The organism is Planctomonas sp. JC2975 (assembly GCF_012985205.1).
Classification (GTDB): Bacteria; Actinomycetota; Actinomycetes; order Actinomycetales; family Microbacteriaceae; genus Humibacter.
Genome location: NZ_JABEKS010000001.1, coordinates 826,195 through 838,521, shown reverse-complemented (window position 1 = coordinate 838,521; position 12,327 = coordinate 826,195). Strand labels below are relative to the sequence as shown.

Genomic DNA, 12,327 nt, shown 5'->3' with positions numbered 1-12,327 from the left:
CCTTGCGTCACCGATGCCAGGCAGCCCATCGACCTCGTCCCGCCCGCCGACCAGCCCCGGTCGGCGGGCGGTCCCCGTTCCGTCATAATCGTCACCATGAGCAGCGCGCGGGGCACTGACGTCCCGGAGGGGGCTCCCGCCGTGCTGCGCATCGCGGTGGCCGTCAACCCGCAGGCCGCGTTCGGTCGCCGTCGCGGAGCCGGGCCGGCCGTGGTGAACGCACTGCAGGCGTCAGGACACGACGTCATCGTGCTGACGCAGCCCAACTACGAGCTGCTCCGCCGCGAGACGGCGAAGGTCGTCGAAGCGGGGGGAGTCGACGTGCTCGTCGTGGTCGGCGGCGACGGCATGGTCAGCCTCGGGGTGAACATCGTTGCGCAAACCGAGGTGGCACTCGGCATCGTCGCGAGCGGCACGGGCAATGACATGGCCCGCACGCTCGGACTGCCCATCGACGACACGGATGCCTCGATCACCGCCCTGCACGCCGCCCTGCTGCGCGGACCCCGCCGCATCGACCTCGGGCAGGTGCGTCAGGGCGAGTTGACGACCTGGTTCGGCGGGGTGGTCTCCGCGGGATTCGACGCCCGCGTCAACGACCGCGCCAATCGGATGACCTGGCCGAAGGGCTCCCAGCGTTACACGGTGGCCATGGTGCTCGAGCTGCTGTCCTTCCGTCCGGTGCGTTACAGGACTTCGGTCGACGGCGTCGCCGCGTCCACGGAAGCGATGCTCATCTCCGTTGCGAACGGACGCTCGATCGGGGGCGGCATGCGCATCACGCCAGACGCCGAGCTCGACGACGGCCTGCTCGACCTCTTCATCGTCGACAGGATGCCCAAACTCCGCCTGCTCCGCGTGTTCCCCAAGGTCTTCCGCGGTGAGCACACCACGCTGCCCGAGGTGCACATCTCGCGGGCGCGAGCGGTCTCGCTCGAGGCCGATGGCGTGGTCGCCTACGCAGACGGAGAGCGGATCGGACCCCTCCCGGTGGAGGTCTCCGTCGCCCCCGGTGCGCTGCTCGTGTACGCGTGACGGCGGTGCCGCGCAGTGTGGTCGCCCGATTTGGGGCGGCCAGCCATCGTGTGGCATACTCGATGAGTTGCCTTTTTCGGGTCAACAAGACCGGCCCCATCGTTTAGCGGCCTAGGACGTCGCCCTCTCACGGCGGTAACGCGGGTTCAAATCCCGCTGGGGTCACACACAAGAAGCCCGGTTCTCTTCTTCGGAAGGGATCCGGGCTTCGTGCGTTTCCAAGGTGCGCAACGGCGGTCCGGCGGATGACACAGTGGCTGCCGCAGCTGCCGGGGAGCATCCGAGCCACGCGTCACCGCATGGCTGGTCGTTTTCCACCGCCACAGCTCTGGCACACGACATCGAGCAGCTGACGACGTTGCGTGTCCTGGACGTGCTCGACCCGATGCGAGCAGCCCTGACGAGAACGGGCGCGTCGGCCGGAAGACGTCCAGCCGGATGATCCACGAACGTACCTGTGCGGTCTTTTCCTGAGGATGCAACCCCTCACGGCCAGGACGAATCGGCGTAGTACGGGACATAAGCAACGCGAAGGAGGCCGTGCGTCATGCCTGCCGGAGATGTCGAGACGTTCCACCGTGCCGGTAAGTGGTTCAACAAGGTCGAGGGCGAGGTGTTCGCCGTAGGTCCCTTCCCCACGCGAGCGGATGCCGAGGCGGCCGGATTGACCGAGTCGCGCCGCTGGGGCGGGCACCATGTCATCCGGGACGAAAGAGCCGTCGTGGAGCATGAACGGCAACGACCACGATCCTGATTCCCAATCGCCCGCGGACTCCGACGGCGAGATGGACTGCCCCGCGCAGGCACTGGAGGCGTTGAAAGTCAACCGCTGCACCTCGGCGTAGCGATGTCGGTAGCGTCTTCTCCGCCGTCCTCGAGCGACGCCTCGGAACTGGTCTCGCGGGTTCCTGTCGTCGGGCGAGGGGCGGCGAACACGATGGGGGAGCGAATGTCCACTGCACAGCCGAACGACCGGTCGACGGGAATCGGAACGACGCACGCTGGATGGGGAGCCGGTGAACCGCGCCTGCTCGTATCGGGTGGCGACCGCCGATTCGTGTTCGACCTGGATGAGGACGGCATTCGGATCGGATCGGCCGCCGACTGCGACCTCCGGCTCGAAGGTCTCGATGCGCTGCACGCCCACATCAGGCACGACGACCGGGACGAATACCTGCTCTCCCTGGTCGGCGCCGGCGAGACCACTGTCGCACCTGAGATCTCGGACGCGCCCGCCGACGAGACGATCCTTCGCACCGGGGCGCGGTTCGTGCTCGGCCAGTGGACCTTCGTGTTCCAGCGCGAGGAGTTCGCCGATCACGGCCGGCCGTTCGGAGGCCGAGAGGGTGGCGAGGGCGACGTCCAGCAGGGTCAGCCGCCCCGTCCTGACTACGACCTGGGACAACACTCGTAACCGGTCATCGGAGGAGCCTGCGCACCGCTCTTTCCGCCGGCTCGCGCAGCGTGATCGTGTCGCCGGCCCGGAAGCGATCCACGACACGGGGATCCACGTAGCTGACGCGGGCTATCGCCGGTGTGTTGCCCAGTTCGTGGGCAGCGGCGCTCATCGCATCGCGGATGGCGGCTTCGGCCGACATCACCAGTTCTCCGCGCTCGGATTCGGCCAGAGAGGTCGCAGCGACGATCGTCCCGCGGAGAGTGCGGAAGTCCTTGGCCGTCGCGTCGACGCCCGTTCGCTCCCGGATGTAATCGTTGAGTTCGGCGCTCGTCACGGGATGCCAGCGACTGTCCCGCCATGACACGACGCGGGAGGACGGTCCGCGCATCCCGATGACGGTGGCCAGGTACCTGGCGAGCAGACGATCCCGCAACGAGGACTCCCAGAGCTGGCCGCTCTTGGACGGGAAGCCGAGCGTGATGGTGTCGTCCTCGACCAGCACGTCGCGGCAGCGAAGGGTCGTCACACCCCTACTGCCGTACAGCCGCCGGTATTCCTCGCCGCCGACCCGCACGGCGGCGCGATCGATCATGCGGAACGCGGCACCGAGCGCTCGTCGCCTGTCGAGTCGCGGTCGGCGCAGGTCCCGGCCGACCGCCCGTCGCGCGCCGGGCAGCGCTTCGGCGAGCTCGAGCATCCGATCGAACTTCGCCTCGTCCCGCATGCGTCGCCAGTCGTCGTGGTAGATGTACTGCCGTCGACCGGCAGCATCGACGCCGATCGCCTGGATGTGACCTCGAGCGTCGAGGCAGACCCAGACGTCGCTCCAGGCCGGCGGTATGGCCAGCGCCTTGATGCGTTGGAGCGTCGCGGCATCGAGGGAGCCACCGGCATCCGATCGATAGCGGAACCCCGACCCCCGGCGGACCCGTCTGATGCCGGGGCCGTCCGGATCGCTCTCCCGCAGCTTCACCACGGCGGCGGCGCGAGTGTCGCTCCGAGCTCCCATCGATCCCTCCCCGAGAGGCCGGCACGACGTGCGATTCGTCGTGTGGCTTCATCATGCGTGCTCGGCCACGGGGATCCCAGCGATTGACAAACGGCCTGCGCGAGCACACGAGGGCGCTGGTGGCTGTCCCGATCAGTCGCCGACCGGGGGAACCAGCCCGAGCTCCCGGGCGAACGCCCTCGCGCGGCCAGCCATGTCGGCCGGAACCTCGGCGACCGCGAAGTGCCCACCGTGTTCGAGGCGATCGAAGGTGCGCAGATCCCGGTAGAAGTCCCGCGCGACCGACTCGGGGTAGTCGTGCTCGTGCCGCTGGATGTGCACGCTCGCCGGAACCGTGACGGGCGGGATGACGGCGTCCATGTCGTCGAAATAGGGCCGGAACGAGGTGCCGATCGACTGCGAGGTCCAATAGATCATCGCCTCGGTGAGGAGACGCTCCCGCGACAGTCGTCGCTCCACCTCGCGCGGATCGCCGGCTGGCGTGTCGCTCCACTCGACGAACTTCTCCACGAGCCAGGCGAGGAGTCCCATCGGCGAGTCGTTCAGTGCGGCGGCGAGCGTGTCGGGGCGCGTGCCCTGGATGTGCGCGTATCCGCCCATGGACGCCTGGCGATCGGCGAGACCGGCGAAGAACGCCACGGCGTCCGGTGCGGTCGGGCCCCGGCGTTCTTCGGCGGTGGGGAAGTGCGCGTGCGTCACCAGGATCCCCTGCACAGCATCCGGATGCGTCGCCGCGATGAGGTCGTTCACGTTGGCGGTGACATCTTCGCCATAGGTGAGGTAGCGCGGGTAGCCGAGCACATCGGTCATGAGGGTGTGCATCGTCGCAGCCAGCCGTTCCTCGTTCATGGCTCCTGAGGCATATGGCGACGAGAAGCCGAATCCTGGCAGGCTCGGCACCACCACGTTGAAGTCGGGCAGCAGATCGGCGAAGTCGAGTTGCATCGCGAAGGTGTGCGGCCATCCGTGCATGACGAGCAGGGCCGGAGCGTGCGGGTTCTGCGACCGCAGGTGCACGAAGTGCACTCGTGCTCCGTCGATCCGGGCGACGAACTGCGGGTGCCCGTTCAGCCAGTCCTGCCTCGCCGGCCAGTCGAAGTCCGCCCATGATTCGGCGAGGTCCGCCAGATACGCGTTCGTCATGCCTGCGTACGGCCGGCCCGGGCTGTCCGGGAGAAGCCGGGCGCGCGACAGGCGTTCGCGCAGTTCGTCCAGCTCGGAAACGGACACGTCGATCTTGAACGGTTCCATCATCGGACGCTAACGCGAACGTCCGACACCCGTCCGGAGACCCAATCGGTCAGCGGTCAGGTGCGGACAGCGTGACCGGCGGCACGAAGTCCGACATCCGCTCCCGAACCCACCACACGTGGTCGCGCCGCAACTCCTGCCAGGTGGAGAAGCGGTACAGATAGAGCGACGCCCGCACCATCGCAGGGCGCTCGGCGCCGAACGGGGCCGTGCGGAGCATCCGCAGGGTCGCGGGATCCGCCTCGAGCAGCTTCTGCAGCAGCGGATAGAACCAGTCCTCTCCGCGCGAGCCGAGCGCCAGGAACCACATCAGCCAGTCCAGGCGCAGGTGGTACGGCGCGAACTGGCGCGGCCAGTGGCGTGGGTCGCCTGGTTTGCCCTTGAACTCGTACTCGCGCCACACCGCCGTGTGCCAATCGTTCGAGTCGGTCGCCTCGACGATCACCTCGTAGCGCTCTTTCGTCACGGATCCGAATGCGCCGTACGCGTTCACGAGGTGCCAGCGGTTGAAGCTCGCGTTCATCAGCTGCCGCCTGGCGAACAGGTTCTTCAGCGGCCACCAGCTGAGCCAGAGCAGCAGGATGCCGACCACGCAGATCACGACGAAGAACCAGGTCGGCGTGACCAGGTGGTCCGTGTGTTCGGGCATCGCAGGGATGACGGCGTGCGCGACCGGATCGGAGACCGCTCCGAACGCGAGGATGATCGTCAGCACGTTGAGCCAGGCGAAGTTGCCGGACGCCACCAGCCAGAGCTGCGTCAGGATCACGATCGCCGCAGCGACGCTCGCCACGGGCTGCGGAGCGAAGAGGAAGAACGGCACGACGAGCTGCGCGAAATGGTTGCCGAGCACCTCGATGCGGTGGAACCAGCGCGGGAGGTGGTGGAAGAACCAGCTGAGCGGGCCAGGCATCGGCTGCGTCTCGTGGTGGTAGTAGAGAGCAGTGAGGTCGCGCCACGAGCGGTCACCGCGGATCTTGATCATGCCGGCGCCGAACTCCAGCCGGAACACCAGCCAGCGCACGAACACGATCATCACCCACGGCGGCGCCTGGTCGTTCGCCCCGAGGAAGGCCGCAGCGAACCCCGCCTCCAGGAGCAGGCTCTCCCAGCCGAACGCGTAGAAGGTCTGGCCGACGTCGACGATGGAGAGGTAGCCGAGCCAGATCAGCAGGAAGGCGACCATCGGCGCCCAGGACGGCAAGAGCTGAGGCAGACCGGCCACCACCGACGCCGCAAGCACGGCGCCCGCGGCAGCGACAGCGATCAGCAGGCGGTCGGAATAGCGCCACCGGAAGAGCGTCGGCGACAGGCGGTCGCCCATGCGCCGCACGAACCTCGGCGCGGGCTGCAGCCCGTGGTCACCCAGCAGCACGCGGAACTGGGCGGCGGTGGAGAGGAACGCGACGAGGTACATCGCGGCGATACCCCGTTCGAGCACCTGCCTCGCGAGTTCGTACTCCGTCGCGTCGAACCAGCCCATTTGCGTTCAAGGCTAGGAGCGACGGATGCCGGGCTCAAGGCATCCGCACGGTCCATGGCCGGTAAGCTGGAGTGCGCGAGGGGGAGTATCCCAGCGGTCGCAGTGCGGCCGTCAGCACGATCGTCATCACGAGCCGCGAACATCCGTTCTGCTTCGGCTCCGGTCGTGCGGCGCACAGGCGAGAAGTCGCGGTGCGCGGGAGAGACCCTCGTCACGAGGCGTACCCGTCATCGTGACGAGACCTCCCGAAAGCAGTCCATGCAGACCGCACTCCCGCTCTGGTTCGAGATCACGTCCATCGTCGTGCTGTGCGTCGTCCTCGCCGCCGATCTCACCCTGGCTGTGAAACGACCCCACGTGCCGAAGCCGCTCGAGGCTGCGCTGTTCGTCGGCGGCTACGCCCTGCTCGCCGTGGTGTTCGCCGGCATCCTGTTCTGGATGGGCGACGGCGAGCACGCCGGACAGTTCCTGGCCGGTTGGCTCACCGAATACAGCCTGAGCATCGACAACCTGTTCGTGTTCGTCGTGATCATGACGCGGTTCGCCGTGCCCGTGCGGTTTCAGCAGGAGGCGCTCTTCGCCGGCATCATCATCGCTCTGATCCTGCGTGCGGTGTTCATCGTCATCGGTGCCCAGCTCATCGAGAACTTCAGCTGGATCTTCTACCTCTTCGGAGCGTTCCTTCTCTATACGGCCTACACGCAGGCGTTCGGCCACCACGACGACGAGGGCCAGAAGGACAACTGGCTCACGCGCTTCGCCCGCAAGCACCTGAAGGTTTCCGACCGTTTCAACGAGGGCAAGCTGCGGGTCACCGTCGACGGCAAGCGGTTCTTCACGCCGATGCTGTTGGTGATCCTGGCGCTGGGTACGACGGACCTGCTCTTCGCCCTGGACTCGATCCCCGCCATTTTCGGCATCACGCAGAGTCCGTTCATCGTCTTCGCCGCCAACGTGTTCGCCCTCATGGGCCTTCGACAGCTGTACTTCCTGCTCGGCCATCTCCTGCAGCGGCTGCAGTACCTCAAGTACGGGATCGCGGCCATCCTCGTCTTCATCGGCGTCAAGCTCGTGCTGCACGCGCTGCACGAGAACCAGGTGCCGTTCATCAACGGCGGTGAGCCCGTCTCGTGGGCACCCGAAATCGGCACATGGGCGTCGCTCGGATTCATCGCGGCGGCCATGGTTGTGGCTACGATGGCAAGTCTGACCAAAATGTGGATCGACCGCCGGGCCGGAAGGCTGCTGGCCGAACAGGAAACAAGGCAGGAGAACGCGATCAGTGAAGCTGACGCTGGCGGTGAGCGCCCGCACTGACGCCGGTGCGGTCCGCGCGGTCAACGAGGACGCTGTTCTGGCGCGTGATCCGGTGTTCGTGGTGGCCGACGGAATGGGCGGTCACGCCCGCGGGGATCTGGCCAGCAGCACGGCGGTGCGGATCGTGGGAGAGCGGATCCCAGAGGGATCGGACGTCTCACCCGGCGACGTGCTCGACGCGATCAGCGCGGCCAACGACGCGGTCCGCGCGCTGTCCACCGAGGACGCATCAGGGGTCGCCGTCGCAGGCACGACGCTGGCAGGCGTCGTCGCAGTGAACGGGAGCGGATCCGGCACGCGCTACTGGATGATCGTCAACATCGGCGACTCCCGTGTCTACGGCTGGGACGGCGCACGCCTCACGCAGCTGAGCGTCGACCACTCTGCCGTGCAGGAGCTGATCGACGCGGGTGTGCTCAGCGTGCAGGACGCCGGCGCGCATCCGGAGCGCAATGTCATCACCCGCGCCCTCGGCGCTGCCGACGACATCGATGTGGACGTCTGGATGCTGCCCGTCGGTGGCGAGCAGACCTTCCTGATCTGCTCCGACGGTTTGAGCAAGGAGCTCGACGACGACGAGATCGCGACCATCCTGCGCGAGAATCCGCACGACCACCGCCTCGCCGACGTGCTGACCGAAGCGGCCATCGCCGCCGGCGGACGCGACAACGTGACGGCGCTGGTCGTCTCGTCCTGGCCGTCGTCCGAGACGGCCGATCACGATACGGTGGAACGACCTGACCACCGGCAGTACCTCGAGGACACCCGACCCCGTCTCTGACCGCGTGCCCGAACACTCGCACCACTCCCTTTCCTCACCCGAAGAACGAAGGACGAAGGACGACGACCGTGCTCGCTGTTGAACACACGGCCCCTGGCGGCTGGCTGGCCGCCGTCATTCCCGGACGGCTCGCCGTCGTGCACGTTCCGGCACCGGATGCCGCCTTCGCCGCTCGGCTGTGGGCTGCGCTCTGCGACGACGACGGCATCCGCCTGGTGATCGACGAGCTCGCCAGGCATGGTCTGACCTCTGCCCCCGGCTTCGTGCTGGCCGAATGGGACGCGAAGGACGACGCGTACGTCGGTCGGTTCATCGTGCGTGGAGAGGCGGGCGTCGCGATCGACACCGTCGCCGGAGCCGACGACATCACCGCACGGGGTGTGTCGACCTGGGTCGAGCGTCCGATGAGCGGTGTGCGCGGGTTCCGCGTCAAGTGCATCCCGTCGGATGCCGTGGGCGGCCCGGCCCTTCCCCTTGTCGTCGGCACGGCCTGGGTGAGTGCCGTGGCGTTCGGATCGCTCGCCTTCGACGGACAGTCGACGGGATTCGCGGGCGTGCCAGACGGCATCCCGGCTTCGGAATGGGCTCCATCCGCGGCTCCGATTCGTTCTGCACCGAGCGACGCGACGCCGGTCGTCCCGCTCGCATCCGGGATCCTCGCACCGGCCCCGGCGGCCTCCGCGCCCGCAGCACCGACCGGATCGTGGGGCGACACGATCGCGCCCTCGCCGGGAGACGAGACGGAGACCCCGGCCGCGTTGCTTTCCCGAACCGATGAGGGCAGCGACGTGTCGAGTCCAGACGTCGTGGCTGCGGATGCGGCGTCCGATGCAGGGGCGGAACAGCGCTCCACGACGGATCTGGACCGCACGATCGCCGACCTCGAGGCCACCGTCACGGGCGGCGACGCCGTCGAAGCCGATCGTCCGGCCGCATCCGAGCGGCCCAACGAGACGACCGGATACGACCACCTCTTCGGCGCGACCCTGATGCGAGGCGTGAACGACGCGGCCGTTCGTCCGGAAAGCGAAGAGGGCGACGAGGCAGGCGGCGCGGCGCCGAGCGTCTCGGCGATGATCGCCCCTGCTCCGATCGGCTCGGCATCCTCATCGACCCTGTCCGAGTCCGCCCCGGCGCCGCTCGGCGACCACGATGGCCTCACTGTCATGAGCGGCGACATCGCGGCGCTGCGCAGCGCGGCAGGCGCAGCATCCGCGCCGGAGCCCGCGCCCGTCGTGTCGCCGGCACCGACGGCCGAGGGCGGCTTCACGCTGCGGCTTCCAGACGGCAGCTCGGAGCCGATCGACGGCATGGTGGTCGTGGGCCGCGCACCCAGTGTGAGCAAGATGGGCGGAGGCAAGGTTCCGCGTCTCGTCACGGTCGACAGCGTCGAGCACGACATCTCGCGCAACCACGTGCAGTTGACGATCGAGGGCGGAACCGTCGTTGTCACCGATCTGCACTCGCGCAACGGCACACTGATCGCACTTCCGGGCAAGACGCCGCAGAAGCTGCGCGCTGGTGAGCCGACCTCCGTGATCGCGGGAACCACGATCGACCTGGGCAGCGGTGTGACGCTGGACGTCGTGCAAGCATGAGCAGGCGGGTCGCCGCCGAGGCACCGGAGCTGCCCGGGTACGCGTACCAGCGATTGCTGGGATCCGGCGGATTCTCCGACGTCTTCCTGTACGAGCAGAAGCTTCCGCGGCGCAAGGTCGCCGTGAAGGTTCTGCTCACCGACGAGCTCGACCAGCAGTCCCGCGCCCACTTCGTCGCCGAGGCGAACGTGATGGCGCAGCTGTCCGCGCATCCCTACATCGTCACGATCTACCACGCAGACGTGTCGGCGGACGACCGTCCGTACTTCGTCATGGAGTACTGCTCCGGTCCGTCGCTGGGCGAGCGTTACAAGCGCGAGCGGTTCGGCGTCGAAGACGCACTGCGCATCGGCGTGCGCGTGTCGAGCGCCGTGGCAACGGCGCACGCCGCAGGCATCCTGCACCGTGACATCAAGCCGGCCAACGTGCTCACGAACGACTTCGGCTGGCCGGCACTGACGGACTTCGGCATCTCGTCGACGCTCGAGGACGAGCTGCCGACGCACACGACGACGCTGTCGCGCCTTCCGAACCGACAGGGGGCAGACACCACGACTCGCCAGTCTGTCGGACTCTCGGTGCCGTGGTCGCCCGCCGAGATGTTCGACGACGACCCCAAGCCCGACGTGCGCAGTGATGTCTTCTCGCTCGCAGCCACCATCTACACCCTGCTCGCCGGGCACACGCCGTTCGAGGTCCCCGGACGCTCGAACGGCACGCTCGACCTGATCGGTCGCATCGAGCGCGGTGCCATCACCCCGCTCGATCGTCCGGATGTGCCGCGCACGCTGGTCGCGGTGCTCGCCAAGGGCATGGCAACGCGTCGCGACGACCGTTACGCCTCGGCCGTGGAGTTCGCCAGGGCGCTGCAGCGGGTCGAACTCGAACTCGGATACTCGCCGACCGGCATCGAGGTGCCGAACCTCGCCGTTGCGGTGGAGCGCGCAGAATCCGAGGTCGGCGTGGACCCGGCAGATGAGACGCGGATCCGTCAGGTCTCCACGATCATCGCCCAACCGGCGGCTCCGCGGCCCGTGCAGCCGCGTGCTCCTCAGCCGCCGCCCCCGTCGCCGATGCGCATCCCGGCGGGACCGGATGCGGATGCCACGCGAGTGCGCGATGTGCAGACGGTCCGCGCACAGCCCGCTGCCGACCAGACCATCATGCGCGGAGCGGCCGCGTCGGCACCCGACCACACGATGCTCCGGCATGCACCGACCGTCGCTGCGCCGGGGATGCCGGTACCCGCCCCCGTCGCGGAACCCGCAGCTCCAGAGACCGATACCCCGGAGACCGCGGCTCCGAATCGACGGCGAATCGGGATGATCGTGGGCATCGTCGCAGCGTGCGTCGTGATCGTCGTCGGTGGCATCACCGCCGCAACACTCCTGGTGCCGGGTACGAGCTCGGCGACCCACACGAACGCGCCGGGAAGCGATGACGGACAGATCGCACTGTCGTCGGTGCCAGATCCCACGCTCGTCTCGAAGACGCGCAGCGCGGACGGCACGAGCGTGACGTTCGTCTGGAAGAACCCGAAGCCCAAGCCGCAGGACTCCTACCAGTGGCTGCGTGACTCCTCCACCGACAGCCCCACGTCCACGGACAAGCCGCAAGCGACCCTGACCGGGCTCACCCCTGGCGCCAGCGTCTGCATCCAGGTGGAGATCGTGCGTGACGGAAGGACCTCCCCGAACGGGTTGAAGGCGTGCTCACCGTGAGCTCGCTGACCGTCGAGTTCTGCGGAGAGCTCCATCCGATCGAGAGTCCGGGTGACTTCTCGATCGGACGCGACTCCGACCTGTCCATCGACGACAACCCGTACCTGCACCGCAGGTTCCTCCGCATCTTCGACGAGCACGGCATGTGGTGGCTGGCCAACGTCGGCACGCTGCTGACGGCCACCGTCACCGACGGCACGGGCGCCGTGCAGGCCTGGCTCGCCCCGGGTGCGCGGCTGCCGATCGTGTTCGAGACGATGCACGTCATGTTCAGCGCTGGGCCGACCACCTACGACTTCACGATCCTGAACGCCGACGACCTGTACAGCACGTCGCGCATCCTGCAGGAGTCCGGCGGCTCGACCACGATGCTCCCCGTCGCCCTCACCACCACCCAGCGTCAGCTGATCGTGGCGTTGTCCGAGTCCATGCTGCGGCAGCAGGTGCCAGGCAGGTCCGTCGTGCCGACGTCGGCGGATGCCGCGGCCCGCCTCGGCTGGTCGCTCACCACCTTCAACCGCAAGCTCGACAACGTGTGCGACAAGCTCGACAAGCTCGGAGTCGCCGGGCTGCGCGGCGGGGCAGGCAAGCTCGCCACGAGCAGGCGGGCACGCCTCGTGGAGTACGCGGTCTCGACCCACTTGGTGGGCTCGGAAGACCTCGAACTGTTGGATCGCGAGCCCGAAACGTAGCAGCATAGACCGATTCGTCTAGCCATCAAGGGGTGTGCTAG

11 protein-coding genes and 1 tRNA gene are annotated in these 12,327 nt (G+C 67.9%); 9 read left to right on the top strand and 3 right to left on the bottom strand.

The annotated features are described in order from the left end of the window. The first annotated feature begins 96 nt into the window (after window positions 1-96). From HII28_RS03910 to HII28_RS03895, 4 genes are all read left to right on the top strand, one after another. Window positions 97-1,035 carry a YegS/Rv2252/BmrU family lipid kinase gene (locus HII28_RS03910; protein ID WP_170024211.1) on the top strand — a complete coding sequence of 313 codons (939 nt, stop codon included), beginning with the start codon at window positions 97-99 and terminating at the stop codon, window positions 1,033-1,035. Between the two features lie 92 nt (window positions 1,036-1,127). Further along, a tRNA-Glu gene (locus HII28_RS03905) sits at window positions 1,128-1,200 on the top strand. A 382-nt stretch (window positions 1,201-1,582) separates the two neighbouring features. Beyond that, a complete protein-coding gene (locus tag HII28_RS03900) occupies window positions 1,583-1,789 on the top strand; it encodes a DUF2188 domain-containing protein (RefSeq protein ID WP_170024210.1) in 207 nt (68 codons plus the stop codon). A 195-nt stretch (window positions 1,790-1,984) separates the two neighbouring features. Then, window positions 1,985-2,449 carry an FHA domain-containing protein gene (locus HII28_RS03895; RefSeq protein WP_240977231.1) on the top strand — a complete coding sequence of 155 codons (465 nt, stop codon included), beginning with the start codon at window positions 1,985-1,987 and terminating at the stop codon, window positions 2,447-2,449. Window positions 2,450-2,453: 4 nt separating this feature from the next. Here HII28_RS03895 and HII28_RS03890 read toward each other — a convergent pair whose 3' ends face one another. From HII28_RS03890 to HII28_RS03880, 3 genes are all read right to left on the bottom strand, one after another. Continuing rightward, the gene (locus tag HII28_RS03890) at window positions 2,454-3,443 is read right to left on the bottom strand and encodes a DNA topoisomerase IB (RefSeq protein ID WP_205864555.1); all 990 of its coding nucleotides are present in this window, start codon (window positions 3,441-3,443) and stop codon (window positions 2,454-2,456) included. 132 nt (window positions 3,444-3,575) lie between these two features. Further along, window positions 3,576-4,697: an epoxide hydrolase gene (locus tag HII28_RS03885; RefSeq protein WP_170024208.1), complete on the bottom strand. Its 1,122-nt coding sequence runs from the start codon at window positions 4,695-4,697 to the stop codon at window positions 3,576-3,578. Between the two features lie 46 nt (window positions 4,698-4,743). Beyond that, a complete protein-coding gene (locus tag HII28_RS03880) occupies window positions 4,744-6,177 on the bottom strand; it encodes a lipase maturation factor family protein (protein WP_170024207.1) in 1,434 nt (477 codons plus the stop codon). A 258-nt stretch (window positions 6,178-6,435) separates the two neighbouring features. Between HII28_RS03880 and HII28_RS03875 the strand changes: the two genes are divergently transcribed. The 5 genes from HII28_RS03875 to HII28_RS03855 all read left to right on the top strand — a co-directional run bounded on the left by HII28_RS03875 (window position 6,436) and on the right by HII28_RS03855 (window position 12,286). Next, entirely contained in the window at window positions 6,436-7,494 is a 1,059-nt protein-coding gene (locus HII28_RS03875) for a TerC family protein (RefSeq protein WP_170024206.1), read from the top strand. Then, on the top strand, window positions 7,460-8,275 hold the full coding sequence (locus HII28_RS03870) for a protein phosphatase 2C domain-containing protein (RefSeq protein WP_170024205.1): 816 nt from the start codon (window positions 7,460-7,462) through the stop codon (window positions 8,273-8,275). The genes HII28_RS03875 and HII28_RS03870 overlap by 35 nt, the downstream gene beginning before the upstream one ends. 68 nt (window positions 8,276-8,343) lie before the next feature. After that, window positions 8,344-9,873: an FHA domain-containing protein gene (locus HII28_RS20610; RefSeq protein WP_170024204.1), complete on the top strand. Its 1,530-nt coding sequence runs from the start codon at window positions 8,344-8,346 to the stop codon at window positions 9,871-9,873. Beyond that, window positions 9,870-11,594 carry a protein kinase gene (locus HII28_RS03860; protein WP_170024203.1) on the top strand — a complete coding sequence of 575 codons (1,725 nt, stop codon included), beginning with the start codon at window positions 9,870-9,872 and terminating at the stop codon, window positions 11,592-11,594. Before HII28_RS20610 ends, HII28_RS03860 begins: the two co-directional genes overlap by 4 nt. Next, on the top strand, window positions 11,591-12,286 hold the full coding sequence (locus HII28_RS03855; protein WP_170024202.1) for a hypothetical protein: 696 nt from the start codon (window positions 11,591-11,593) through the stop codon (window positions 12,284-12,286). The genes HII28_RS03860 and HII28_RS03855 overlap by 4 nt, the downstream gene beginning before the upstream one ends. Window positions 12,287-12,327: the final 41 nt, after the last annotated feature.

Bases quoted from the DNA above. Each gene is read 5' to 3' on its own strand.
- HII28_RS03890 (WP_205864555.1), bottom strand. From the start codon at position 3,443: ATGGGAGCTCGGAGCGACACTCGCGCCGCCGCCGTGGTGAAGCTGCGG.
- HII28_RS03880 (WP_170024207.1), bottom strand. From the start codon at position 6,177: ATGGGCTGGTTCGACGCGACGGAGTACGAACTCGCGAGGCAGGTGCTC.
- HII28_RS03895 (WP_240977231.1), top strand. From the start codon at position 1,985: ATGTCCACTGCACAGCCGAACGACCGGTCGACGGGAATCGGAACGACG.
- HII28_RS03885 (WP_170024208.1), bottom strand. From the start codon at position 4,697: ATGATGGAACCGTTCAAGATCGACGTGTCCGTTTCCGAGCTGGACGAA.
- HII28_RS03900 (WP_170024210.1), top strand. From the start codon at position 1,583: ATGCCTGCCGGAGATGTCGAGACGTTCCACCGTGCCGGTAAGTGGTTC.
- HII28_RS03910 (WP_170024211.1), top strand. From the start codon at position 97: ATGAGCAGCGCGCGGGGCACTGACGTCCCGGAGGGGGCTCCCGCCGTG.
- HII28_RS03875 (WP_170024206.1), top strand. From the start codon at position 6,436: ATGCAGACCGCACTCCCGCTCTGGTTCGAGATCACGTCCATCGTCGTG.
- HII28_RS03860 (WP_170024203.1), top strand. From the start codon at position 9,870: ATGAGCAGGCGGGTCGCCGCCGAGGCACCGGAGCTGCCCGGGTACGCG.